Raw genomic sequence first — 24,176 nt, 5'->3', positions numbered from 1 at the left:
TAATAATAAGGTTAAAAGGCTATCAACTCTTATTTGATAATATAAAGGCAATTGATGATAGGGAGAATAGAAGATGGATGATAAAAATAATAACAAATAAATATAGAGATAAAATAGAGAATGCTTTATCTATTATTTTTTCAATATCCCTTAAGTCAGTTTAAAATTAAACCTATAAAAAAATGGAAGATAATTTATATTACTTGGCTATTTAATTAGCTCTTATAAAGTTCTTTATCTAAAACAACATCTAAATAATGTGTCATAAAAAACGTGATATAACCAATATTGGCTATATCACGCTCATGATTTTCGTTCTTTTTACCAACGAATGCGGCGGCAATAAATACACTATTAGCGTTTTTTTCCAAATGCGGCGGCTAAAGCATCACCCATTGCACTATTGCCTGCATTATTACCATTATTCATTGACTGGCGGTTATTACGAGCTGGTTTTTGCCCTTTGTTATTTCTAGCAGAATTCGTGGTATTTGATGATGATGGTTTTTTATCACTATCACCCGCGACTTCATCTAAACGCATAGTCAGTGCGATGCGCTTACGAGCTAAATCAACCTCAAGAACTTTGACTTTAACAATATCTCCGGTTTTCACCACAGTATGTGGATCTTCAATAAATCGATCTGCTAAAGAAGATATATGAACCAAGCCATCTTGATGTACACCAATATCAACGAATGCACCGAAATTAGTCACATTAGTTACAGTTCCTTCAAGGATCATGCCACTCACTAAGTCATTCATCGTTTCAACACCTTCAGCAAAGGTCGCTGTTTTAAACTCTGGACGTGGGTCGCGCCCCGGTTTTGCTAACTCTTTTAAGATGTCATTAATTGTTGGCAGACCAAACTGCTCCGTAATAAATGCTCTTGCATCCACTTGTGAAATTAAAGCGCTATTACCCATTAAATCATCAATTTTTTGATGGGTAGATTGCAGGATATTTTCAACAACAGGATATGCTTCAGGGTGAACCGTTGAGGCATCAAGCGGGTTTTTACCATCTCGAATACGTAGGAAACCAGCACATTGTTCAAAAGCTTTTGGTCCTAAACGTGCCACTTTGAGTAACTGTTTCCTATCAACAAAACGACCGTTTTCATCGCGCCAGCTAATAATATTTTGAGCAATAGAGTGGCTAAGCCCTGCAACACGCGTTAATAACGGTACTGATGCTGTATTTAAATCAACACCAACGCCATTCACACAGTCCTCAACAACAGTATCAAGTTTTCTTGCTAATAATGTTTGGCTAACATCATGCTGATATTGACCAACACCAATTGATTTAGGATCAATTTTCACAAGTTCAGCCAGAGGATCTTGTAAGCGACGCGCGATAGAAACCGCACCACGGATAGAAACATCTAAATCAGGGAATTCATTAGCCGCAAGCTCTGATGCTGAATACACTGATGCCCCTGCTTCACTAACAATCACTTTTTGTGCTTTCACTTCTGGATAGCGTTTTACTGTTTCAGCAAAAAAGCGCTCTGTTTCACGAGAAGCCGTACCATTACCAATCGCGACCAACTCAACATTATGCTTAATACATAACGCTGCTACACTTGCTGCCGCTTTATCTGCTTGTCCTGTATGTGGATAAATTGTATCTGTGGCAATTAATTTACCCGTGCTATCAACAACCGCAACTTTAACACCAGTACGTAAACCAGGATCAAGCCCCATTGTGGCACGCATGCCGGCAGGTGCTGCCATCAATAGATCATTAAGGTTACGAGCAAAAACATTAATCGCTTCTTCTTCCGCTTTTTCTCGTAATTGGCTCATGAGTTCTGTTTCAATATGCATTAAAACTTTTATGCGCCAAGTCCAGCTTACAACGGCTTTACGCCAGCTATCTGCGGGTTGATTATTTAAACGTAATCCTAAATGCTCTGTAACCAGTTGTTCACCGTAGCTCTCTTTCGGTGCTTCTTCAAATTGTGGGTCGGGATTAAGCGATAATTGAAGAACTCCTTCATTTCGACCACGAAACATAGCTAATGCGCGGTGAGAGGGTACATTAGCAATAGGCTCATGGTGATCAAAATAATCACTAAACTTCGCGCCTTCAGCTTCTTTACCTTCAATCACTTTGGCAACAAGGTGCGCATTTTTCCATAGATATTGACGAACTTTCGCCAATAATCCGGCATCTTCTGAAAAACGCTCCATTAAAATATAACGCGCACCATCTAAAGCGGCTTTCGTATCATCAACACCTTTTTCTGTGTTGATATAAGCAGCCGCTGCTTCTTCTGGATTATTTTGTGGTTCATTCCACAGTAAATCTGCTAAGGGTTCTAATCCATTTTCAATCGCAATTTGACCACGAGTACGGCGCTTAGGCTTATAAGGAAGATAGAGATCTTCAAGTTCTGTTTTACTTTGAGTTTCATTAATTGAAGAACGCAGTTCTGGTGTCAGTTTCCCTTGTTCTTCAATTGATTTTAAAATTGTTTGGCGGCGATCGTTGAGTTCCCGTAAGTAACCGAGGCGAGTTTCTAATTGACGTAATTGCGTATCATCTAATCCGCCTGTGACCTCTTTACGATAACGGGCAACAAATGGCACCGTATTCCCTTCATCCAGTAACGTTATAGCCGAAAGGACTTGCTGGGGCTTAACAGAGAGCTCATCTGCAATAATTCGGCTTAATGATTCATTCATAAAATATTTACCTACCGAGAGGAATAGTTAAAAAAGATGGCTATTATACACGCAGAGCATTAAAAAAATTTGGCAAATTTCCTATCTAGCTCGACAATTATGAGGAAATTAACAGATTATTTTAACATTCACGCTATAGTACCTTTATGAAATTCAATGTTGATGATAGTTTTTATTCGTAATGGCAAAAAGTAACTATATTACTCGTGATGGCTGGTATGCCTTAGACAAAGAGCTAAAATATCTTTGGAAAGAAGAGCGCCCTCGTGTCACACAATCGGTTTCAGAAGCAGCGGCTCAAGGTGACCGTTCAGAAAATGCTGAATATATTTATGGAAAGAAGCGATTACGTGAAATTGATAGACGTGTTCGTTTTTTATCAAAACGTCTTGATGAACTAAAAATCGTTGACCCAGATCCTCGCCAAGAAGGAAAAGTCTATTTTGGTGCTTGGGTCACGCTTGAAGATGATGACGAAAATGTCAAAACCTTTAGGCTTGTAGGTCCCGATGAATTTGATCCAGCAAAACAGTGGATTTCTATTGATTCTCCTGTTGCCAGAGCGCTTATTGGTAAGCAAGTTGATGATGAAATTAGCGTGCAGACACCAGGTGGTGAAGTTAATTACTGCGTATTATCTATCAAATATCATTCGGAATAAGATAAATAAATAGTTTTATCCCCTTCGCTAGGGCTAATGAACAAGTTTTATCTATAAATTATTAACATTTATTCTTTGGTTTTGGTTTAATATTCTTATCAATGATAGAATTCGCTAATAAAAGCATTTGCACTTCGGGAGCTTAAAAAATGCAAGAAAGTTATAAAGTGCTAATCGTGGATGATGATTTACGTCTGCGTTCACTCTTAGAGCGCTATTTGACAGAGCAGGGTTTTCAAATCCGTACTGCTGCAAACGCTGATCAGATGGATCGTCTGCTCACTCGCGAATCTATCCATCTTATTGTGCTCGATTTAATGCTTCCTGGTGAAGATGGCTTATCTATTTGCCGTCGCTTAAGAAGCCAAAACAACCCTATCCCTATTATTATGGTTACTGCAAAAGGGGAAGAGGTTGATAGAATTGTCGGACTTGAAATCGGTGCTGATGATTACATCTCAAAACCCTTCAATCCAAGAGAATTACTGGCACGTATTCGCGCAGTTCTTCGTCGTCAAGCAAATGAATTGCCGGGCGCTCCTTCACAAGATAACGCCATTATCTCTTTTGGTAAGTTCAAGCTAAACCTTGGTACTCGTGAAATGTTCCACGAAGAAGAGCATATGCCTTTGACAAGTGGTGAATTCGCTGTACTGAAAGTACTGGTATCTCACCCTCGTGAACCACTTTCTCGTGATAAATTAATGAGCCTTGCTCGTGGTCGTGAATACAGTGCAATGGAGCGTTCAATCGATGTCCAAATTTCACGTTTACGTCGCATGATTGAAGAGGATCCAACACATCCTCGCTATATTCAAACAGTTTGGGGACTTGGTTACGTTTTCGTTCCTGATGGAACCAGCGTTCAATGAGAAGGCTGAGGCTTTCACCCCACAATAAACTGACACGCTCGTTATTTCTGGTTATCTCGCTACTTTTTTTTAGCTTGATAGCCAGTTATATCGTTGTGCAGCACCTTATTGTAGGGCCAAGCCTTCAGCAATTTAATAAAGTTTTAGCGTATGAAATACGCACATTAATGCCTGAAGAGCTTATTTTAGTTGATGGCACCCCACTTAAAATCTCTCCTGCTTTACGCAATAAAATTTATAACGAACTCGGTATCTCTTTTTTTGATAAAGATGCCGCAGTTGAAGAAGGGCTTCATTGGGCAAAAATCGATGACGACTTAAGTGAGCAGATGTCTGAACATCTGGGAGGAAAAACAGAGATCTGGATTGAAAATACGCTAGAATACCCTGTGTTATGGGTTAATACGCATATGTCTCCCTCACTTTGGATCCGTGTTCCACTCACTGAATTAGGGCAAAACTTCTTACTGCCAGTTTACCGACAAGCGATTATTTTTATTATTATCGTTGTCGCTTTTTTCTGGCTTTATAGCCGTTTTCAAAATCGCCCACTCAATGAAGTCGAGTACGCTGCCCGTCGCATCGGAAAAGGCGTTATTCCTCCTCCTATTCCTGAATCTGGCTCTTCTGAAATGCGCTCAATTATTCGTGCCTTTAACCAGATGTCATCAGGAATTCGCTCACTGGATAATGATAGAACGCTGGTTATGGCTGGTGTTAGCCATGACTTACGTACACCACTGACGCGAATTCGTCTAGCAACTGAAATGATGAGCCCCGAAGATAGTTACCTTGCAGATTCTATCAATAAAGACATCGAAGACTGTGATGCTATTATTGGGCAATTCTTAGACTATATGCGCACTGGTAAAGAAATGTCTTTAGAACTGTGTGATATGAATAATCTATTACAAGAAGTCATTTCAGCTGAATCTAATTCCGGAAAAATTAGTGAAGAGCATCTTCATCCTGAACCCATTAATATCACAGCTAACCCTATTGCTGTAAAACGAGCACTTGCCAATATGGTTGTAAATGCCACTCGCTATGGCAATGGCTGGATAAGTGTTTCAAGTGGAAAAAATGAAGAATATGCTTGGTTCCAAGTTGAAGATGATGGCCCCGGCATTCCACTAGAAGATAGACAACGCCTTTTCCAACCTTTTGTTCAAGGTGAACAAGCACGCAGCTCAACAGGTGCGGGTTTAGGATTATCCATTATTCGCCGTATCATGGATGCCCACGGTGGCTATGTTGAACTTGATGATAGCGTTAAAGGCGGATTATTAATTCGAGCTAACTTCCCATTAAAAGAACGCGAAGATGAGGATGATTAGTCCACTCTATTTCAAGTATTGAAGTGTATTTTATTACACCATTCCCATTCTAATTTCTCTCCTCCTATAAATATTTCATCATTTTTTCGCTTTGTCATAAAACTGTCACAATTAAGACATTTAATTGTCATCAAACTGACCTATTGTCTGTGCGTACCGTAACCGAAGTTGATAGATGTCGAAAATTATTCTACCTATCCCACAGGAGGGATTATGAAACTGATGCGTACCACCCTGACTAGTGTCATTGCCGCTGCGTTTTCAATGACCGCTCTTTCTGCGCAGGCAACGACCTCGCTGACTGGTGCTGGCGCAACGTTCCCTGCCCCAGTTTATGCTAAATGGGCAGATTCCTATCAGAAAGAAACGGGTAACAAAATTAACTACCAAGGCATTGGCTCCTCTGGTGGTGTTAAACAAATCATTGCAAATACTGTTGATTTTGGTGCTTCTGATGCGCCATTAGCAGATGAAAAATTACAAGCTGACGGTTTATTCCAATTCCCTACCGTGATTGGTGGCGTTGTTATGGCAGTAAATATTCCTGGTATCAAATCAGGTGAACTGACCTTAGATGGCGACACTATCGGTAATATCTATCTAGGCAAGATCCAAAAATGGAACGACCCTGCCATCACTAAACTTAATCCAGGCGTAAAATTACCAGAGCAAAATATTGCGGTTATTCGTCGTGCTGATGGTTCAGGAACATCTTTCGTTTTCACTAGTTACTTATCAAAAGTTAATAGCGCATGGAAAGATGAAGTTGGCGCTGGCTCTACCGTTAAATGGCCGACAGGCTTAGGTGGAAAAGGGAATGATGGTATCGCTGCATTCGTTCAACGTGTACCTGGTTCAATTGGTTATGTTGAATATGCTTACGCGAAACAAAATAATCTTGCTTATACTAAATTAGTCACAGCTGACGGCGAAGTAATCGCACCAACAGCTGACAGTTTCAGTGCTGCGGCAAGAAAAATTGATTGGAGCAAAAGCTTTGCACAAGACCTGACTAACCAGAAAGGTGAAAACGCATGGCCGATTACTTCAACCACCTTTATCTTAGTGCATCAGAAACAGCAAAATGCAGAAAAAGGTAAAGAGGTGCTGAATTTCTTCAACTGGGCTTACGACAAAGGTAATCAAGAAGCGAAAAACCTAGATTACGCCGTATTGCCAACCGAAGTTGTAGAACAAATTCGTGCAGCGTGGAAAACAAGCATCAAAGACAGTAATGGTAAACCGATTTACTAATAAAACGGCAACCATTAAGAGATAAGTTAACGTTCACCCCCTGCTAAAACAGGGGGTAATAAATTAAAAGAGGCTTTATGGCCGAGCACACAACGGTAATAAAGGCCCCTAGTAAACGAGGGGACGTTATTTTCAGCGCACTGGTTCGTCTAGCTGCGTTGATTACGCTTTTGCTTTTAACAGGTATCATTGTTTCACTGATTTTCGCCTCATGGCCAAGCATTCAACAATTCGGCCTTTCATTCTTATGGTCGAAAGAGTGGGATCCTCCGGCTCAGGAATTTGGTGCACTAGTGCCTATTTACGGCACCATTGTTACCTCAGTCATCGCACTGGTTATTGCTGTTCCTGTCAGCTTTGGTATCGCTCTTTTCTTAACTGAATTAGCCCCTAATTGGTTAAAACGCCCGTTAGGTATCGCTATTGAGTTACTCGCCGCTATTCCAAGTATTGTTTATGGTATGTGGGGACTATTTGTCTTCGCACCACTCTTTGCAACCTATTTCCAAGAGCCAGTAGGCAATGTGCTTTCTTCCATTCCTATCGTTGGCGAGCTTTTCTCTGGTCCCGCTTTTGGTATTGGTATTCTGGCAGCAGGGGTTATCCTTGCTATCATGATCATTCCTTATATCGCATCTGTCATGCGCGATGTATTTGAACAGACGCCTGTTATGATGAAAGAATCTGCATATGGCATCGGCTGTACAACCTGGGAAGTGATTTGGAATATCGTTCTACCTTATACCCGTAATGGGGTTATTGGTGGAGTGATGCTGGGATTAGGTCGCGCCTTAGGTGAAACCATGGCGGTAACCTTTATCATCGGTAATACCTACCAATTAGATTCTGCATCACTGTTTATGCCAGGTAACAGTATTACCTCTGCATTAGCCAATGAATTTGCAGAAGCAGAAACAGGGTTACATACTGCGGCATTAATGGAATTAGGGCTTATCCTGTTTGTCATCACCTTTATCGTCCTTGCGATTTCTAAGTTTATGACATTACGTTTAGCAAAAAATGAAGGAGCGCGCTGATATGTCAAAAACATCCTCTTCTTCATTACAAGTTCAAACAGAAAACGAACTGCGTGTACGCCATAAACGCCAGCTTTGGCGTCGTCAAAAAAACCGTATCGCACTGTTTTTATCTGTCTCTACTATGGCATTTGGTCTTTTCTGGTTAACGTGGATTTTATTCTCTACGTTCACCAAAGGCTTTGATGGCATGTCACTTGCACTTTTTACTGAAATGACACCTCCGCCAAATACTGATGGTGGTGGATTGGCGAACGCCATTGTCGGTAGTGGATTACTGATTTTATGGGCGACAGTGATTGGAACACCGTTAGGTATTCTTGCAGGGATTTATCTTGCTGAATATGGTCGTCGTTCATGGCTTGCTGAAACTACACGTTTTATTAACGATATTTTGCTGTCAGCACCATCCATCGTTGTCGGACTCTTTGTCTACACCATTGTTGTTGCACAGATGCAGCACTTTTCAGGATGGGCTGGAATTATCGCATTAGCGTTACTGCAAATTCCTATCGTGATTCGTACCACTGAAAATATGTTGAAGTTAGTACCAGATAGCTTACGTGAAGCCGCTTACGCACTAGGCACACCAAAGTGGAAGATGATCTCTAAAATCACCTTAAAAGCCTCGGTATCAGGCATTATCACAGGTGTTTTATTAGCGATTGCACGTATTGCCGGTGAAACTGCACCACTGTTATTTACTTCACTATCAAATCAATTCTGGAGCACAGACTTAAACGAACCGATAGCTAACTTACCTGTCACTATCTTTAAGTTCGCCATGAGTCCTTTTGCACAATGGCAAGAGCTTGCTTGGGCTGGCGTATTACTTATCACCCTCTGTGTTCTATTTATTAATATTATTGCGCGCGTGCTGTTTGCTAAACGCAAGCACGGTTAACGCAGAAAGTTAAGCAAGAGAGACGTTGAATGATTATGGCTAATGATAACGCAGGAAATAAAATTCAAGTTCGTGATTTGAACTTCTACTACGGTAAATTCCATGCGCTGAAAAATATCTCTTTAGATATTGCCAAAAATAAGGTAACTGCATTTATCGGCCCTTCTGGCTGTGGTAAATCGACCTTACTGCGTACTTTTAATAAAATGTATGAGCTTTATGGCGAACAACGTGCCGAAGGTGAAATTCTGTTAGATGGCAACAATATCCTGACAGATAAGCAAGATATCGCCCTATTACGCGCCAAAGTTGGGATGGTATTCCAAAAACCAACACCATTCCCGATGTCTATTTATGACAATATTGCCTTTGGTGTGCGCTTATTTGAAAAATTGTCTCGCGCTGATATGGACGAACGTGTTCAGTGGGCGTTGACTAAAGCCGCATTATGGAACGAAACCAAAGATAAATTACACCAGAGTGGATATAGTCTCTCTGGTGGTCAGCAACAGCGTTTATGCATCGCTCGTGGTATCGCAATCCGTCCTGAAGTTTTATTACTGGATGAACCTTGTTCTGCTCTCGACCCTATCTCTACTGGTCGTATTGAGGAGCTGATTAGCGAACTCAAATCAGAATATACCGTGGTTATCGTGACCCATAACATGCAACAAGCGGCACGTTGTTCTGATTACACTGCATTTATGTATTTAGGTGAGTTAATTGAATTTAGCGATACGGATACGTTATTTACGCGTCCTGCGAAAAAACAAACTGAAGATTACATCACTGGGCGTTATGGCTGATAACGAGGCAATAAATGGATAATTTAAATCACAATAAGCATATTTCTGGTCAATTTAATGCTGAGTTAGAGCATATCCGTACCGAGTTAATGGTTATGGGTGGGCTTGTTGAAGAGCAACTGAAAAAAGCCATTACAGCAATGCATAATCAAGACCAAGCATTGGCAAATGAGGTTATTCAAGGTGACCATAACGTCAATATGATGGAAGTCGCCATTGATGATGCGTGTATGCGAATAATTGCTAAACGCCAACCAACAGCAAGTGACTTACGTTTAATTATGGCGATATCAAAAACAATCGCTGAGCTAGAACGTATTGGTGATGTTGCTGAAAAAATCTGTAAAACGGCGCTTGAAAAGTTTTCACACCAGCATCAACCTCTGCTCGTAAGCTTAGAATCTTTAGGTCAACATGCCATACAAATGCTTCATGATGTTCTTGATGCGTTTGCGCGTATGGATTTGGATGAAGCTGTACGCATCTATCGTGAAGACGCTAAAATTGATAACGAATATGAGGGTATCGTCCGTCAATTAATGACTTACATGATGGAAGATCCTCGCACCATTCCAAGTGTGCTAACCGCACTATTTTGTGCGCGTTCAATTGAACGCATTGGCGACCGTTGCCAGAACATTTGTGAGTTTATTTTCTATTACGTAAAAGGTCATGATTTCCGCCATTTAGGGGGCGACCAAGTAGAAAAAATGCTCACAAAAAGTGACGACAACAACACCTCTAAATAAATTTCTCTCTCTTTTTCTTCTTTTCAAAACAGCGGCGCTTATGTCGCTGTTTTTTTTATTCACTCATAAATTAATACCATTCTAGCTCAACGCTTTTTCTCACCTTATTCCTTAAAAGCATATCCATATCAATTTTTATTATTTTATGAACTTAGATCAACTTGATAGCGTGATATCCAACATAACGATGATAATTCTTTTCTTTGGGGTGAATAATGAAATTACGTGTTTTGGCAACCGCATTAATTGCAGGCTCGGTGCTTTTCTCTGGTATTGCAAAAGCAGATAAACTCGATGATATAAAAAAAGCAGGTGTAGTACGTATCGCGATTTTTGATAGCAATCCTCCTTTTGGATTTATTGATCCTCAAACCAAAAAACTCGCAGGTTATGATGCTGATATCGCCAATGAGATCGCCAACGATTTAGGTGTAAAACTGGAACTACGTCCAACAAACCCAGCAAACCGTATTCCACTTTTAAGTTCTAAGAAAGTCGATTTAATCGCAGCTAACTTCACCATTACCGATGAACGCGCTAAGCAAGTTGACTTTTCTGTTCCTTACTTTGCAACCGGACAAAAATTTATTGCACGTAAAGGCGTTTTAACTAATCCAGAACAAATTCACTCACTGCGTATTGGTGCCGATAAAGGTACCGTTCAAGAAATCACTTTACGTGAACGCTATCCTGATACCAAAGTTATCTCTTATGACGATACACCACTCGCTTTCGCTGCATTACGTAACGGTAACGTACAAGCTATCACACAAGATGATGCAAAATTAGTGGGTTTATTAGCAAATCTTCCTGATGCCATTAAAGCAGACTTTGAAGTGTCATCATTTAGCATTACACGTGAATACCAAGCTGTTGCAGCAGCTAAAGGTGAAGAGCGTTTAATTAATGAAATCAATAAAACGCTATTAAGATTGGAAAAAGAAGGCAAAGCAGACGAGATCTACAATCGTTGGTTTGGTCCTGAAACAAAATCAGCACAACCTCGTGGCGACTTTAAATTTGCCCCATTATCAGAGCAAACACCACAATCTTGATCCTTAAAGCGTAATAACTTTCTTCTTTTAAAAACAAAGTTATTCCTTTATTAAAACACCTACCCCGCTTCTGCGGGGTTTGGTGTCTACAATAGGTCTATTATATGTTTGAGCAATTTCTTTCACATTACCTTCTTGAGCCACACTATTTAAGCTGGCTCTGGAGCGGTTTTCTAATCACCTTGCTTATCTCTTTTTGGACTATTGTCATTGCAACATTAATGAGCTTCGCCCTTAGTGCTGCAAGAGATAGCGCTTTTGCACCATTACGCTGGTTAGCCACAGCTTATACTTCACTGTTTCGTAATACTCCATTGTTAGTTCAGCTATTCTTTTGGTATTTCGCATCAGGAGAAATTCTGCCACAAAGCGCCATGATATGGTTAAACACACCTCATGAGATTGTATTCTTAGGTATAACGCTTGCTTGGCCTTCTTTTGAGTTTTTAGCTGGCATTGTGGGTCTGACATTTTATTCAACGCCATTTATTGCCGAAGAGCTAAGAGCCGGCATTCAAGGTGTTAAGCAAGGGCAAAAATATGCCTCTTTAGCTCTCGGCTTAACACAGTGGCAATCTATGCGTTATGTGATTTTACCTCAAGCTTTTCGTATTGCTCTGCCGCCTTTACTGGGTCAATACATGAATGTGATAAAAAACTCATCACTGACTATGGCTATTGGTGTTGCGGAGCTTTCTTATGCATCAAGACAAGTCGAAACAGAATCATTACGTACCTTTGAAGCCTTTGGTGTCGCAACCATTCTTTATATTGCGGCAATAGCCTTAATGGAAGCTTGGGGACAATGGCATCAGCAACGTAAATTAGCACAAGGGTATTAATATGGACTTTACTGTTATTGCTGATAACTGGCAGTACTTACTCTTTGGTACTTATCCTGACGGGCCTTTAGAAGGTGCCGCGCTAACCGTCTTTATCAGTATCATTGCTGGTATTGCATCTATTATTTTAGGCACATTAGGTGGTATTGCGCTGGCAATGCTCAGAGGTGTTTGGGTTAACCTTTTTGCGGCTTTTTTAGGCTTTTTCCGTGCTATTCCCGTCATTATGTTGATATTTTGGGTCTATTTTCTATTGCCCGTTGTATTGGGAATGGAAATACCTGAAATCACCACAGTCATTTGTGCACTCGCTTTAATTACATCATCTTATATTGCGCATGGTGTCAAAGCGGGTATTTTAGCGATTGGCAAAGGGCAATGGCAGGCTGGCTTATCTTTAGGATTTAACCGCTGGCAAGTGTTGTGGTACATCGTATTACCTCAAGCATTGCGAATGATGGTACCTTCATTTATTAATCAATGGATAGCCTTAATCAAAGATACCTCTTTAGCTTATGTTGTGGGTGTGGGTGAACTCTCTTTCTTAGCAACACAAGTTAATAATCGCAGCATGGTTTATCCAATGGAAGTCTTTCTATTTGTGGCTTTTATCTATTTTATTCTCTGTTTCTCATTAGAGATTATTGCAAATAGAGTAGCTAAATTATTCTCGACACAAAAAGAGAAACGCTCTTTTTGGCAAATGGTGTTACCGTTTAGAAAAAAATACTTCACTGCAAAAAGTTTAAGTTAATAATATAAGAGGCTAAAGAAATTTAGCCTCTTTATTATGTTTAATTTAAACAAAACCAAATTTATACTAATAACGACATAGCTTTGGTGATACCACATAAGTATTTGATTTAGCTGAAGGTCCCTTTTTACAAATAAAATATCCCTGAGAGACAAGATCGTATCTCACATAAAGATTAAAAAAAATGCCAAATGGAATACCAAAAATGAAGATTAACATGGTGACTATCGCAAATTTGTTATTAATTTTTATTATTTTTTCTTTTATAGCGGACATCAGCAATAGGTAAAATAGATAACAAAAAAAAGGTGATAGAAAAGGTATACTTGCAGTGACAAAAGAAAAATCTATTTTTTCTGCTAGAAAAAAATAATTAGCATAATCTCCTAATGAGGAAAAAACACAGAAAAGAAAGAGAGGGATAAAAATAAACGAAATTAAATATATTTTATCTTTAGTTTCAATATCCATAATTAATGACACCTATTTAATGATCTAACATAGAGATTAGATTCTGTAAAAGTGCTTTTCTCACAAATAAAATAACCTTTAGAAAGCAGATCTTTTTCAACATAGTGAGAAAAGAAAAAGCTAAAAAAAACACCAAAAATAAAAAATAAGAGAAAAGAGAGCATTATTTTTTTACTTCCTTTTATTGTCCTCTTTTTGGATGGTGGAAAAACCAATAAATAGAGAAGATAAAAAACTGCAGGTACCGTAAATAAAAAAACAGATATTTTGAATGAGGATCTAATCTCTTCAGCGAGAGAAAAATAATGAATATAACTTTCTATTGAAATAAATAGCTCAATAGAGAAAACAACGAACAAAAAGCCTGAAACTACATAGATTATCGTTATGATATTTTTACCTGACATTCCCTATCTCCTTTTCTATTCCTAAAAAAATCTCCGCGTATATCATTAAGTACTTATTTCTGTACTTAAATCACTAAATTGTGTATAATTCAACCAAAATAGATACAACTCACTGGATAATAAGATGAAAACGATAAATTATACAGAAGCAAGGCAGAACTTAACTTCAATTATGAATGAAACAATTGATGATAGAGTACCCATCATGATCACTAGACAAAAGGGTATTCCATGTGTTCTTTTATCTCTTGATGAATACCAAGCACTAGAAGAGACAGCTTATCTGTTACGATCTCCCGCGAATGCTCGTCATTTGCTCGATTCAATTGATGAACTGAACCAAGGTAAAGGTATAGAAAAGGATATAAAGGAATGAAATTAATTTTTTCTGAGCAATCATGGAGTGATTATCTTTATTGGCAACAAATAGACAAGAAAATAATTAAACGCATTAACGAACTCATAAAAGATATAAAAAGAACACCATTTAGCGGAATAGGTAAACCAGAACCATTAAAGCATAATTTAACTGGGTTTTGGTCAAGACGGATCACTGATGAACATCGACTTATCTATCGTGTTACAGATTCCGCTATAGAAATTGCATCATGCCGATACCATTATTAAATCCCTCACAAGTATCCAACTTTATCGCTAAAGGATCTCAATTTATTTTTCGGCTTCATGTTTAACTCCTTACGCAATCGATTACTTTTTTAGGTGCAGTTCTGGTTTTATTTGTGTAGGATAAAGCGAAAAACATTTTTTTTGGGATCTTTTGTCTATGAGCATGTCATCACCAAATTCTGATTCACAGGGTTTGCTCCAACGAGTGTTTAAGCTACAAGAACACGGTACAAACGCTCGCACTGAACTGATTGCGGGTATCACGACTTTCTTAACGATGGTTTATATTATCTTCGTTAACCCTCAAATCCTCGCTGCTGCCAATATGGATATCAAAGCCGTCTTCGTGACGACCTGCTTAATTGCGGCTTTTGGTAGTATTTTAATGGGACTAGTGGCAAATTTACCTATTGCGGTTGCCCCTGCAATGGGTCTAAACGCTTTCTTTGCCTTTGTCGTTGTTGGCGCAATGGGCTATTCATGGGAAGTCGCTATGGGTGCGATTTTCTGGGGTGCAGTAGGGCTATTTTTACTAACACTCTTTCGTATTCGTTATTGGATAATTGCCCACATTCCACTAAGTTTACGTGTTGGTATTACCAGTGGTATCGGGCTGTTTATCGCCATGATGGGGCTAAAAAACTCCGGTATTATTATTCCTAACAACGATACCATCGTCACTATTGGTAATTTTGCCTCTCATAACGTGTTATTAGGTGCATTAGGCTTTTTTATTATCGCCATTCTTGCCGCTCGTAATATTCATGCCGCAATTCTTATCTCAATTGTTATCACCACTGTCATTGGTCTTCTCTTAGGGGATGTTCAATATCAAGGTATCTTTGCAATGCCTCCTTCTATCACCACTGTTGTTGGTAAAGTGGATATTGTCGGCGCGTTAGATATCGGCCTTTCTGGTGTAATTTTTGCCTTTATGTTGGTTAACTTATTTGACTCATCAGGCACTTTAATTGGCGTCACTGATAAAGCAGGTTTAACTGATGACAAAGGCAAGTTTCCACGCATGAAACAAGCATTATATGTCGATAGCTTAAGCTCTGTTGCAGGCTCGGCAATGGGGACATCTTCTGTCACAGCCTTTATCGAAAGTACTTCAGGGGTTTCTGTTGGCGGTCGTACTGGTTTAACTGCGGTTGTTGTCGGTATTCTTTTCTTACTCGCGATCTTCTTATCACCACTTGCAGGCATGGTGCCAAGCTACGCAACGGCTGGCGCTTTAATTTATGTCGGTGTATTAATGACATCCAGTTTAACGCGCGTGAAATGGGATGACTTAACAGAATCTGTTCCAGCCTTTATCACCGCGGTAATGATGCCATTTAGCTTCTCAATTACCGAAGGTATTGCGCTTGGTTTTATTGCCTATTGTGTGATGAAAGTGGGTACATTCCGCTGGAAAGAAATTAACCTATGTGTTGTGATTGTTTCACTGCTGTTTATTTTAAAAATATTACTTATAGATACTCATGTTATTGATTTGAATAATTTATTCTAACACTCAATAAATTAAGATCATTATGATAATGACAAAACGGCACCAATAAAGTGCCGTTTTTTATAAAAAAAGAGGTGATTATGCACGTGCTTCTACAAGTAGATTTTCCGTATCATGGCCCTTTCGGTGATGAAATGACACAAGCAATGGATGCATTATCTGCATCAATCAACCAAGAGCCTGGCTTTATTTGGAAAATTTGGACTGAAAATAAAGAAACACAAAAAGCGGGAGGTATTTATCTTTTTGATTCAAAAGAAAACGCTCAAGCTTATTTAGATAAACATAGTGCTCGATTAAAATCTTTTGGTATTCCAGAAGTACGTGGCGATATATTTGCAGTAAATCAGGCGTTAAGCTTAAAAAATCAAGCCTCTTTTTTGGCTAAGTAGCTAAAAGCACAAGTGTTATATATCACTTGTGCCTTTCTATTTTCTGCAATTACTCTACTTTTGTGGGCAATAACAAACCAAAAATAGCAGAATCAGAGACTTCATCACCGACTATCCAACGCTGTTTAAGATATCCTTCTTGTTCAAAACCTAATTTCGCTAACAACGCAGCTGATGCTTTATTATCTGGGTGGATATCGGCTTCTAAACGGCGAACAGATAGATGTGTTTGAAGATACTCAATAAACGCAACCATAGCTTCTTTCATAACACCTTTGCCTTGATAAGCCGTATCAAGGCAATACCCTATTTCGCCACGTCGTGAATTAGGGTAATGATTAAAGAAAACACACATACCCATAAGCGCATTTGTTGTTTTATCTATCACTGCTAAGCGCAGATACTCTTTTCTTTCCATATGCGTGATATCTTGAATGATATCTTCCTGCGCTTCTTGCAGTGATTGCCAAGGGAGATGGCTCCAGTAGCGCGTCACTTCAGGTGAACTCATGATCTTAAACCAATTTTCAGCATCCCCCATTTCAAAAGGGCGCAATCTCAATCTTTCTGTTTCAACCTGAATATCAGCGTAACGCATCTCTACTTTTCCTTATGTGTTTTTGGAGCCACAAAAGCAATACAAACCGGCTCGGTAATGGCATCTGGTTCAGCACGAAACATTATCTCTTGAGTATCGGCTATTTTTAAACTCGGCCAGTGCTTTAATCCTTCATCAAAATGTGCTTTTTCACAGTAATAGCCAACTTCACTCACCAATACGACGCCTTTTTCTTCTAATTGTTGAAGTGTGATATGTCGATTATAAATATTAGGAGGTTGCACATTCTCTTCTAACACCCAAGGCTGCGAAGATAATGGTCTATCTTTGCCATAAAAAGTTACCCATTCATGCATATACTCGCCACCCACATACGCAAGTGGCGTGTGATAATGCTGATGCCAAGCTTGTTCAACATCTTGCACAAAGGTTTTTACGCCAATAAATTTTTGACCTGCATTACGCACATTAGCTGCTTGAACGACAGTATAACCAGAAACAACCAACATACCGAAAACACCTAAACCATACAGTGCACCACGTAATGAACGTTTAGGCATTACACTAATTGAGCCGACAAAAAGCGCAGTTGCAATAGACATAAAGGGTTGTAGCCACTCGCTAATACGACCCCCTTCATGAAAACTAAACCAAATAAAAATAATCGTTAATGGAAACAGCAAAATAAAATTGAGTAATTGGCTATCTTTAGAAGCAGACCAACTTACACGTCCACCATAAAAACGTAAAATTCCCCACATTAAAATCACAGGGTAAAAAACGGTCAGCGCAGCGCGAGTTGTACGTAAATTAAAACGGTTTTCAATTTGTGAGTCGACCCATTTAAACGCTGCAAAATCGGTTTGCCATAACCAAATAAAATTAGGAATAACAAAAGCAAGCCAAATAGCTAATGCTAAATAGAAATAAGGAGAGCGATAACTTGCTCGAACTTTAGGAACAAAAAGGCTTGATAAAAACACAGAACCAATAAAAGCTAATGATGAATATTTCCCCATTGTGGCAATACCCATCGTAATCGCGAAGCCAATCCAATATTTTTGATTGTCATTAATGGCACAAAGGAAAAAATAGAACGCCCATGCCCAACAACCAACTAGAATATAGTTATCGTTATAAGGGATAATATCAAAGTTGATAACGCCAGATAAATTAAGCGCCAACATAGCAAACCAAGCTAGGTTAGTATTTTGTGTCAACTTGTAGGCTAAGTTCCAAACACCTAGTAGCCCAACAGCAATGACAATAAAGTGGATAAAATACCAATAAAAGCTAAAATCGATACCGCCATAAATAGCGGGTGTCATTATAAAACCCACAAACCAAGGATTTTTGGGGGAACCCCACCCTCCGTTAGTGCCCCAATTGACAGCCTCAACGGCATCATAAGGCACAGTAGGGTCAAAAAGATAACTCACTAAGATCCAAAGGGTCGCATAACCAATAACCCACCAATATACTGGTTTACGTAATTGTGTAGATGATAATGTCATAATAAATAGAAATTTAAGTTAATTAATTTAATTTAGTCGTTAATTGACGCCACAACACAGTAAAGTATAGTGAAATGAACCGCACATTGTACGTGAGCAAAAATTAAATTGTCTTAAATTTGCGCTTTTATTGAAAATTTGTTTCTGATAGATTGCGCAACCAAGAAGATCACTATCGAGTTACCATTATGAATATGATTAAAAGAAAGCCCGCAGCTAAAGCACGTAAGAAATCGCGTGAAGAGCTGAACGCGGAAGGACGTGAACGTAAACGTCAAAAGAAACACCGTGGCAATCCTGCCGGTAACCGTCAGCAGGAAGCGGAAAACAAACAGCAAGCGAACAATACAGCGCCGAAAGATCCACGTATTGGTAGTAAAAAACCGATCCCTCTGATTGTGGGCGATGCACCAAAAGTTGCGAAGAAAAAACCTGCGCCAGTTAAAGTAAAACCAGTTCGTTTAACACCAGAGCAAGAGTTAGACCTATTAGAAAACGATGCACGTTTAGATGAACTACTGTCTCGTCTTGAAAACGGTGAAAAACTCAATGCAGAAGAACAGGCTTATACTGAGAAAACCCTTGATCGCATTGACGAATTAATGGTTGAGCTAGGTATTGAGTTTGAAGATGATGACGATGAAGAAAAAACTGAAGACATCATGCAATTACTGAAAGGTAAATAATCAAAAGGCTAATCATTTACCTTTATTACCTTACATCTAACGGATATCAATAACTTATTGATATCCGTTATTTTTTATAGCTCGATCTCTGTTTTACTTTTCATTAATACTGATTATTAACAATAGATTAAATAACCCTCTCAAGCTCAGATAACTCCATCTATTCCTCTCTGGTTATCCCTGATATCCTATTTTTCTATCTTTAATATACGAGTGATAAAAAATATGGATAACAGACAGCAGTACTTAGATATCGCAGCCGGGCAAGGAGAAAAAGTGCCCTCTCGTATAGTGGCCTTCCCTGCACAGCCACTAAACTATGCACTTATTGAACAACGCCTAGAAGAACAGACTGATTACACTGATGGTGAGATAAATTATCTAAGTGAAAATATTGACGATGGTTTTTTCTATCGTTGCCAACATGGTGACGACGAGTTACATTTTTTTGTCTGTCTTTATCCTCGTGATGAAGATTACGAAATACGTCCAATGTATTCGACTGACGAGCTTACACCACAACTACTCGCGCATGCGAATGCGACAACTCAAGATTTATTATTAGAAACACTTTTTACTGAAACCTTGCATCCTTTAGCAAGCTATCGCCATCAACTGAATTTTCTTAATATCATCGCACCTGAAATGGTCTTAGCGTTAGATGAATCTGCGGCAGGTAAAGCATTAACACCTGAGTGGATCCGCTTCCAATTAGAAACACCCGATCTCTATCCTGAAGTAGAAAGCTTATATGTTATTCATGCTGTCTATGACACAGAAAATGATCCACCAACCATGTTCTGGTTCCATACTCATGGATTAGCGCGTTGTGGCTTAACAGAAGTCGATTTAGTGATCCCAAGTATGCTTGAATCTTACTATGGTATTCCTGATCTCTTCCGCTGCTTTGTTAACAACAGTATTAATCATCGCCAAATTGAATTTGGTGAACCGATGCTTTGTGGTCAAACATCATCAGGCTTAGAGTATCTTGTCGCATTACCTTTTGAAGAAGGTATCCGCCATATTAATCAAGCAACACCTCTCGAAAACCTTAGACCTTTAGAAGAGATGCGTTATGACACGCAAGGTGCACCAAACGGCGTTTTCTTGGGTGATTTAGCCGATCGTGATGAATATCATCAACATCCTTCGTCTATGCTATTTAGAACCAATGAAGAAAATCCTGTTTTAGAAACCTTCTTTAAAGGTTATGAAGAGCAACAAGCGATGATGCTACTGCGTAGCAATGAAGAAACTTATGAGATGTCTGAAAAAGCCAAGCGACGTTGGGAATACTTCGTTTCTATGTTTGATAACTACAATCAACCACCTGTTGAGAAAAAAAGCGGTTTTCTCTCCAAGTTATTAGGAAAAGACAAACCCGAAGAAACCGAGAACCCGTGGCAGTTTATGATCAAGTTCGGCATTCCTTATGGTGAAGAGGAAGAAAAAGAGCTAGAGCATATGTGGTTTGTGCCACAATCTCGTGATGGAGACACGGTTTATGCAAAATTACTCAACGTGCCTTTTTATGTTGAGGATATGCAAGAAGGTGAAATCTATCCTATCAACACCGCATTAATCACTGATTGGGTTGTTTCATACGAAGATGATAGTTATACCCCTAACAATATTTACCAACTTTTTAGCCACCAGCAAACTCACTAATTAGCAGGTATTTCACAATAACAACGCGAGCTTTTCACTTAAGCTCGCGATCTTCATATTCTTGAAATCTACTTTTATATTGTGAACCGTTAATATCATTAGTTGATTGTTATTTTGTTGCTACACTGACATTTCAATCCTTCACATTCTGTTTTTGTCTAGTAACAGATAAGGTAAACAGTCCATTTTCATCTCAATATCTTTTCTCTGATTGATTTAAATCAAGTGCAGATACGCGTAGACTAGGCTAAATTATACCCAATAAGGATAATTATAATTCTCATTAGCATTAAAAATATTTATTATAATTAACCTGACTATTATTATGTGAATTCTCATACACGTTAATACTTATCAGTATCATTGTTTTTTGTATCAATATTCGTGGAAGGACGATTATGTCTCTGATCCCAAATCACAGTTATAAAATCTTGAGCTACTCACCTCAGATTAGCCCTGCATACAGACAGAAATTATTATCTTTAGGTATGTTACCTGGCGCTGTGTTTAACGTTATTCGTATCGCTCCATTGGGTGATCCTATTCAAATAGAAACACACCGAGTATCCCTAATTTTGAGAAAAAAAGATCTCGCACTCATTAATCTTAGCGAAGTGGTTCATAACGAAAAATAATCGTTATTTCTCATTCAACCAGGCAAGACAACTATTGGCATCACTATTATGACTCCTCTCACTATAGGCCTTATCGGTAATCCCAATGCCGGTAAAACAACACTCTTTAATCAGTTAACAGGCTCTCGCCAGCGTGTGGGTAACTGGGCAGGTGTAACGGTCGAACGCAAAGTTGGTCGTTTCACAACTGCAAATCATAAAATTGAGCTCGTCGATTTACCCGGAACTTACTCTTTAACGACAATCTCAGAACAAACATCGCTTGATGAGCAAATTGCCTGCCATTTTATTTTAAGTAATGAAGCAGACATGCTGATTAACGTGGTTGATGCATCAAATCTTGAGCGTAACCTCTATCTGACATTGCAACTGCTTGAGCTTGGTATTCCGTGTATCGTGGCATTAAACATGCTTGATATTGCTGAACACCAAGATATGCAAATTGATATCAAGGCACTTTCAGAGCAACTGGGTTGCCCTGTTATTCCAATGGTTTCAACCAAAGCATCGGGGATTGATAAACTCAAAGAAGCCATTGATACCTTCCCTGCTGAAAAGAAAAAACCACAAGAATTACTGACCTCTTATCCAATATGGTTACTTAATGAAGTCGAAGCATTAGCTGAAAAAATTAACCATGATGAGTTTAATTTACAGCAACGTCGTTGGATGGCATTACAGTGTTTAGAAGGGGATATCTATACCCATCAACGCGCCCAAGTCACGACAGAAGATATCAAAACCATTCGTCAACGTATTCAGGACGAACACAATAATGAGCCTGAATTAGTCATTGCTGATGCCCGTTATCAAAATATTGAACGCATCTGCCACGCTGTGATTAATATGGAGTCCATTAAGCCGAATGTTTTGACACAAAATATCGATAAAGTGATATTAAACCGTTGGTTAGGCGTACCTATCTTCCTGTTTGTTATGTATTTAATGTTCGTTCTAGCAATTAACATTGGTGGTGCATTACAACCTGCTTTTGAAGGTGGCTCTGAAGCTATCTTTATCCATGGTATTCAATGGATTGGCGCAACCTTTAACTTCCCTGAGTGGCTGACCATTTTCCTTGCTCAAGGTATCGGTGGTGGTATTAATACGGTACTTCCATTAGTGCCACAAATCGGGATGATGTACCTGTTCTTATCTATCCTTGAAGACTCTGGTTATATGGCACGAGCTGCATTTGTGATGGATAGATTAATGCAGGCACTCGGCTTACCGGGTAAATCTTTTGTTCCTCTCATTGTTGGCTTTGGTTGTAACGTTCCTTCTATTATGGGTGCGCGTACACTGGATGCACCAAGAGAGCGATTGATCACCGTATTGATGGCACCGTTTATGTCCTGCGGTGCGCGTTTAGCTATCTTTGCGGTATTTGCGGCAGCTTTCTTTGGTAAAAACGGCGCAAGCGTTGTTTTCTCACTTTATCTTTTAGGTATTGTGGTTGCTATTCTTACTGGTTTGTTGTTAAAACACACCATTATGCGCGGTGAAGCCTCACCTTTTGTGATGGAACTGCCGGTTTATCACGTTCCTCACGTTAAAACCTTACTGTTACAAACATGGCAACGTCTGAAAGGCTTCGTGGTACGAGCGGGTAAAGTCATTATTATTGCCAGTATGTTTATTGGTGCGTTAAACAGCTTTACCTTCTCAGGTAAACCTGCGGATAACATCAATGATTCTGCATTAGCTTCTGTCAGTAAGGTGATCACACCATTACTGCAACCTATTGGTGTTGACAATGATAACTGGCAAGCAACGGTTGGTTTAGTCACTGGTGCAATGGCGAAAGAAGTGGTAGTGGGAACATTAAATACCCTCTATACCGCAGAAAGTATTACCAATGAACCTTTTGATCCTGAAGAATTCGACCTTTGGGGCGAAATTGGTGACGCTTTTGGTGAAACATGGGATAGCTTAAAAGAAACCTTCACTCTAGCTGCGCTTTCTAATCCAATTGAAGCAAGCAAAGGTGATGGCGAAATGGATACCGGTACCATGGGCACCATGGGCGCTAAATTTGGTTCAGGCATTGCCGCATACAGCTACTTAATCTTTGTTTTACTGTATGTACCTTGCGTTTCCGTAATGGGCGCTATCGCCCGTGAAACAAGCCGTGGCTGGATGACTTTCTCTATTCTTTGGGGATTAAATATTGCTTACTCATTGGCAGCCCTGTTCTATCAAGTGGCAACCTTTAGTGAACATCCACAAAGCAGTGGTATCACCATTGCTGCCGTGGTTATCTTCAACTTAATTTTATTTATCTTGTTGCGTAATGCGCGTAGTCGCTTAACAATTAACTTAAGCAATAAGCCTTCATTGGCTAAACAATGTTGTTCAAAAGGTAGTTGTCACTAAGTGACAAAGGAAAAGTAAGATGGCAAGTCTGATAGAAGTACGTGATTGTATCGCCCTTAATGGTCGAGCCGATGCCCGTCTTATCAGCCATCAACTCAATATGCCTGAACCTTTGGTGCAAGCAATGTTAGAGCGGCTCACATTGATGGGTAAGCTTGAAGAGGTGGATGTAGAAGATTGCCTCACAGGCAGTTGTAAAAGTTGCCCAGAGGCAACCGCCTGCCAGACAAAGCTTTATCAATTACGCTAATACGTGATAAAAACCAAACCCCTATTTTGAACTGACCCCAGTTTATTGGACAGTTTAAATTAGTTAGGTAAAGACTGAGTTCGGTATTGAACTGGACTCAGTCCTTT

General features: G+C 39.3%; 25 protein-coding genes. 20 read left to right on the top strand and 5 right to left on the bottom strand.

Translation table 11 applies throughout. The annotated features are described in order from the left end of the window. Positions 1–354: 354 nt before the first annotated feature. Positions 355–2,694, bottom strand: coding sequence for a Tex family protein (locus tag CBE70_RS12950; protein WP_100159673.1), 2,340 nt, complete (start codon positions 2,692–2,694; stop codon positions 355–357). 181 nt (positions 2,695–2,875) lie between these two features. On the opposite strand from CBE70_RS12950, the gene greB reads away from it, so the two are divergent. The 11 genes from greB to CBE70_RS12895 all read left to right on the top strand — a co-directional run bounded on the left by greB (position 2,876) and on the right by CBE70_RS12895 (position 12,965). Beyond that, positions 2,876–3,355: a transcription elongation factor GreB gene (gene greB / locus CBE70_RS12945; RefSeq protein WP_006534574.1), complete on the top strand. Its 480-nt coding sequence runs from the start codon at positions 2,876–2,878 to the stop codon at positions 3,353–3,355. A 149-nt stretch (positions 3,356–3,504) separates the two neighbouring features. Further along, a complete protein-coding gene (ompR, locus tag CBE70_RS12940; RefSeq protein WP_023583230.1) occupies positions 3,505–4,227 on the top strand; it encodes an osmolarity response regulator transcription factor OmpR in 723 nt (240 codons plus the stop codon). Further along, entirely contained in the window at positions 4,224–5,564 is a 1,341-nt protein-coding gene (gene envZ / locus CBE70_RS12935; protein ID WP_100159672.1) for a two-component system sensor histidine kinase EnvZ, read from the top strand. Before ompR ends, envZ begins: the two co-directional genes overlap by 4 nt. Before the next feature lie 213 nt (positions 5,565–5,777). Beyond that, a complete protein-coding gene (gene pstS / locus CBE70_RS12930; protein ID WP_100159671.1) occupies positions 5,778–6,818 on the top strand; it encodes a phosphate ABC transporter substrate-binding protein PstS in 1,041 nt (346 codons plus the stop codon). 77 nt (positions 6,819–6,895) lie between these two features. After that, positions 6,896–7,855, top strand: a complete 960-nt coding sequence (pstC, locus tag CBE70_RS12925) for a phosphate ABC transporter permease PstC (protein WP_100159670.1) — start codon at positions 6,896–6,898, stop codon at positions 7,853–7,855. A gap of 1 nt (position 7,856) precedes the next feature. Further along, entirely contained in the window at positions 7,857–8,759 is a 903-nt protein-coding gene (pstA, locus tag CBE70_RS12920; RefSeq protein ID WP_088494317.1) for a phosphate ABC transporter permease PstA, read from the top strand. Positions 8,760–8,788: 29 nt separating this feature from the next. Next, on the top strand, positions 8,789–9,565 hold the full coding sequence (gene pstB / locus CBE70_RS12915) for a phosphate ABC transporter ATP-binding protein PstB (RefSeq protein ID WP_006534565.1): 777 nt from the start codon (positions 8,789–8,791) through the stop codon (positions 9,563–9,565). A 14-nt stretch (positions 9,566–9,579) separates the two neighbouring features. After that, the gene (phoU, locus tag CBE70_RS12910; RefSeq protein WP_100159669.1) at positions 9,580–10,314 is read left to right on the top strand and encodes a phosphate signaling complex protein PhoU; all 735 of its coding nucleotides are present in this window, start codon (positions 9,580–9,582) and stop codon (positions 10,312–10,314) included. 215 nt (positions 10,315–10,529) lie between these two features. Beyond that, complete coding sequence (locus CBE70_RS12905; protein ID WP_100159668.1) at positions 10,530–11,369, top strand: ABC transporter substrate-binding protein; 840 nt, start codon at positions 10,530–10,532, stop codon at positions 11,367–11,369. A gap of 104 nt (positions 11,370–11,473) precedes the next feature. Continuing rightward, positions 11,474–12,211 (top strand): amino acid ABC transporter permease, encoded by a 738-nt coding sequence (locus CBE70_RS12900; protein ID WP_100159667.1) that lies wholly within the window; start codon positions 11,474–11,476, stop codon positions 12,209–12,211. A gap of 1 nt (position 12,212) precedes the next feature. Beyond that, on the top strand, positions 12,213–12,965 hold the full coding sequence (locus CBE70_RS12895) for an amino acid ABC transporter permease (protein WP_100159666.1): 753 nt from the start codon (positions 12,213–12,215) through the stop codon (positions 12,963–12,965). 66 nt (positions 12,966–13,031) lie between these two features. On the opposite strand, the gene CBE70_RS12890 is transcribed toward CBE70_RS12895, so the two are convergent. Together CBE70_RS12890 and CBE70_RS12885 are read right to left on the bottom strand one after the other, a co-directional pair. Continuing rightward, the gene (locus CBE70_RS12890) at positions 13,032–13,436 is read right to left on the bottom strand and encodes a DUF1240 domain-containing protein (protein WP_100159665.1); all 405 of its coding nucleotides are present in this window, start codon (positions 13,434–13,436) and stop codon (positions 13,032–13,034) included. Positions 13,437–13,438: 2 nt separating this feature from the next. Further along, on the bottom strand, positions 13,439–13,843 hold the full coding sequence (locus CBE70_RS12885) for a DUF1240 domain-containing protein (RefSeq protein ID WP_100159664.1): 405 nt from the start codon (positions 13,841–13,843) through the stop codon (positions 13,439–13,441). A gap of 124 nt (positions 13,844–13,967) precedes the next feature. Here CBE70_RS12885 and yefM point away from each other — a divergent pair, with 124 nt between their 5' ends. The 4 genes from yefM to CBE70_RS12865 all read left to right on the top strand — a co-directional run bounded on the left by yefM (position 13,968) and on the right by CBE70_RS12865 (position 16,378). Continuing rightward, a complete protein-coding gene (gene yefM, locus CBE70_RS12880) occupies positions 13,968–14,219 on the top strand; it encodes a YoeB-YefM toxin-antitoxin system antitoxin YefM (RefSeq protein WP_100159663.1) in 252 nt (83 codons plus the stop codon). Next, positions 14,216–14,470, top strand: coding sequence for a Txe/YoeB family addiction module toxin (locus CBE70_RS12875; RefSeq protein WP_100159662.1), 255 nt, complete (start codon positions 14,216–14,218; stop codon positions 14,468–14,470). Before yefM ends, CBE70_RS12875 begins: the two co-directional genes overlap by 4 nt. A 163-nt stretch (positions 14,471–14,633) precedes the next feature. Next, positions 14,634–15,986, top strand: coding sequence for an NCS2 family permease (locus CBE70_RS12870; protein WP_157926011.1), 1,353 nt, complete (start codon positions 14,634–14,636; stop codon positions 15,984–15,986). A gap of 80 nt (positions 15,987–16,066) precedes the next feature. Continuing rightward, on the top strand, positions 16,067–16,378 hold the full coding sequence (locus CBE70_RS12865) for a monooxygenase (RefSeq protein WP_100159660.1): 312 nt from the start codon (positions 16,067–16,069) through the stop codon (positions 16,376–16,378). A 49-nt stretch (positions 16,379–16,427) separates the two neighbouring features. On the opposite strand, the gene CBE70_RS12860 is transcribed toward CBE70_RS12865, so the two are convergent. Together CBE70_RS12860 and CBE70_RS12855 are read right to left on the bottom strand one after the other, a co-directional pair. Next, the gene (locus tag CBE70_RS12860) at positions 16,428–16,976 is read right to left on the bottom strand and encodes a GNAT family N-acetyltransferase (RefSeq protein ID WP_100159659.1); all 549 of its coding nucleotides are present in this window, start codon (positions 16,974–16,976) and stop codon (positions 16,428–16,430) included. Positions 16,977–16,978: 2 nt separating this feature from the next. After that, the gene (locus tag CBE70_RS12855) at positions 16,979–18,451 is read right to left on the bottom strand and encodes a glycosyltransferase family 39 protein (protein ID WP_100159658.1); all 1,473 of its coding nucleotides are present in this window, start codon (positions 18,449–18,451) and stop codon (positions 16,979–16,981) included. Between the two features lie 188 nt (positions 18,452–18,639). Between CBE70_RS12855 and yihI the strand changes: the two genes are divergently transcribed. The 5 genes from yihI (at position 18,640) to CBE70_RS12830 (ending at position 24,069) form a co-directional block, all read left to right on the top strand. Beyond that, complete coding sequence (gene yihI / locus CBE70_RS12850; RefSeq protein ID WP_100159657.1) at positions 18,640–19,137, top strand: Der GTPase-activating protein YihI; 498 nt, start codon at positions 18,640–18,642, stop codon at positions 19,135–19,137. Between the two features lie 225 nt (positions 19,138–19,362). Next, positions 19,363–20,808, top strand: coding sequence for a DUF4026 domain-containing protein (locus CBE70_RS12845; protein WP_100159656.1), 1,446 nt, complete (start codon positions 19,363–19,365; stop codon positions 20,806–20,808). 398 nt (positions 20,809–21,206) lie between these two features. Continuing rightward, entirely contained in the window at positions 21,207–21,443 is a 237-nt protein-coding gene (gene feoA, locus CBE70_RS12840) for a ferrous iron transporter A (RefSeq protein WP_036914344.1), read from the top strand. Between the two features lie 48 nt (positions 21,444–21,491). Continuing rightward, the gene (gene feoB, locus CBE70_RS12835) at positions 21,492–23,819 is read left to right on the top strand and encodes a Fe(2+) transporter permease subunit FeoB (RefSeq protein ID WP_100159655.1); all 2,328 of its coding nucleotides are present in this window, start codon (positions 21,492–21,494) and stop codon (positions 23,817–23,819) included. Between the two features lie 19 nt (positions 23,820–23,838). Next, entirely contained in the window at positions 23,839–24,069 is a 231-nt protein-coding gene (locus CBE70_RS12830) for a FeoC-like transcriptional regulator (protein WP_100159654.1), read from the top strand. Positions 24,070–24,176: the final 107 nt, after the last annotated feature.

The sequence above is a fragment of the Proteus columbae genome, assembly GCF_002777965.1.
GTDB lineage: Bacteria > Pseudomonadota > Gammaproteobacteria > Enterobacterales > Enterobacteriaceae > Proteus > Proteus columbae.
This window is presented reverse-complemented; position numbering and strand designations above follow the sequence as displayed.

Bases quoted from the DNA above. Each gene is read 5' to 3' on its own strand.
- CBE70_RS12950 (WP_100159673.1), bottom strand. From the start codon at position 2,694: ATGAATGAATCATTAAGCCGAATTATTGCAGATGAGCTCTCTGTTAAG.
- greB (WP_006534574.1), top strand. From the start codon at position 2,876: ATGGCAAAAAGTAACTATATTACTCGTGATGGCTGGTATGCCTTAGAC.
- ompR (WP_023583230.1), top strand. From the start codon at position 3,505: ATGCAAGAAAGTTATAAAGTGCTAATCGTGGATGATGATTTACGTCTG.
- envZ (WP_100159672.1), top strand. From the start codon at position 4,224: ATGAGAAGGCTGAGGCTTTCACCCCACAATAAACTGACACGCTCGTTA.
- pstS (WP_100159671.1), top strand. From the start codon at position 5,778: ATGAAACTGATGCGTACCACCCTGACTAGTGTCATTGCCGCTGCGTTT.
- pstC (WP_100159670.1), top strand. From the start codon at position 6,896: ATGGCCGAGCACACAACGGTAATAAAGGCCCCTAGTAAACGAGGGGAC.
- pstA (WP_088494317.1), top strand. From the start codon at position 7,857: ATGTCAAAAACATCCTCTTCTTCATTACAAGTTCAAACAGAAAACGAA.
- pstB (WP_006534565.1), top strand. From the start codon at position 8,789: ATGATTATGGCTAATGATAACGCAGGAAATAAAATTCAAGTTCGTGAT.
- phoU (WP_100159669.1), top strand. From the start codon at position 9,580: ATGGATAATTTAAATCACAATAAGCATATTTCTGGTCAATTTAATGCT.
- CBE70_RS12905 (WP_100159668.1), top strand. From the start codon at position 10,530: ATGAAATTACGTGTTTTGGCAACCGCATTAATTGCAGGCTCGGTGCTT.
- CBE70_RS12900 (WP_100159667.1), top strand. From the start codon at position 11,474: ATGTTTGAGCAATTTCTTTCACATTACCTTCTTGAGCCACACTATTTA.
- CBE70_RS12895 (WP_100159666.1), top strand. From the start codon at position 12,213: ATGGACTTTACTGTTATTGCTGATAACTGGCAGTACTTACTCTTTGGT.
- CBE70_RS12890 (WP_100159665.1), bottom strand. From the start codon at position 13,436: ATGGATATTGAAACTAAAGATAAAATATATTTAATTTCGTTTATTTTT.
- CBE70_RS12885 (WP_100159664.1), bottom strand. From the start codon at position 13,843: ATGTCAGGTAAAAATATCATAACGATAATCTATGTAGTTTCAGGCTTT.
- yefM (WP_100159663.1), top strand. From the start codon at position 13,968: ATGAAAACGATAAATTATACAGAAGCAAGGCAGAACTTAACTTCAATT.
- CBE70_RS12875 (WP_100159662.1), top strand. From the start codon at position 14,216: ATGAAATTAATTTTTTCTGAGCAATCATGGAGTGATTATCTTTATTGG.
- CBE70_RS12870 (WP_157926011.1), top strand. From the start codon at position 14,634: ATGTCATCACCAAATTCTGATTCACAGGGTTTGCTCCAACGAGTGTTT.
- CBE70_RS12865 (WP_100159660.1), top strand. From the start codon at position 16,067: ATGCACGTGCTTCTACAAGTAGATTTTCCGTATCATGGCCCTTTCGGT.
- CBE70_RS12860 (WP_100159659.1), bottom strand. From the start codon at position 16,976: ATGCGTTACGCTGATATTCAGGTTGAAACAGAAAGATTGAGATTGCGC.
- CBE70_RS12855 (WP_100159658.1), bottom strand. From the start codon at position 18,451: ATGACATTATCATCTACACAATTACGTAAACCAGTATATTGGTGGGTT.
- yihI (WP_100159657.1), top strand. From the start codon at position 18,640: ATGAATATGATTAAAAGAAAGCCCGCAGCTAAAGCACGTAAGAAATCG.
- CBE70_RS12845 (WP_100159656.1), top strand. From the start codon at position 19,363: ATGGATAACAGACAGCAGTACTTAGATATCGCAGCCGGGCAAGGAGAA.
- feoA (WP_036914344.1), top strand. From the start codon at position 21,207: ATGTCTCTGATCCCAAATCACAGTTATAAAATCTTGAGCTACTCACCT.
- feoB (WP_100159655.1), top strand. From the start codon at position 21,492: ATGACTCCTCTCACTATAGGCCTTATCGGTAATCCCAATGCCGGTAAA.
- CBE70_RS12830 (WP_100159654.1), top strand. From the start codon at position 23,839: ATGGCAAGTCTGATAGAAGTACGTGATTGTATCGCCCTTAATGGTCGA.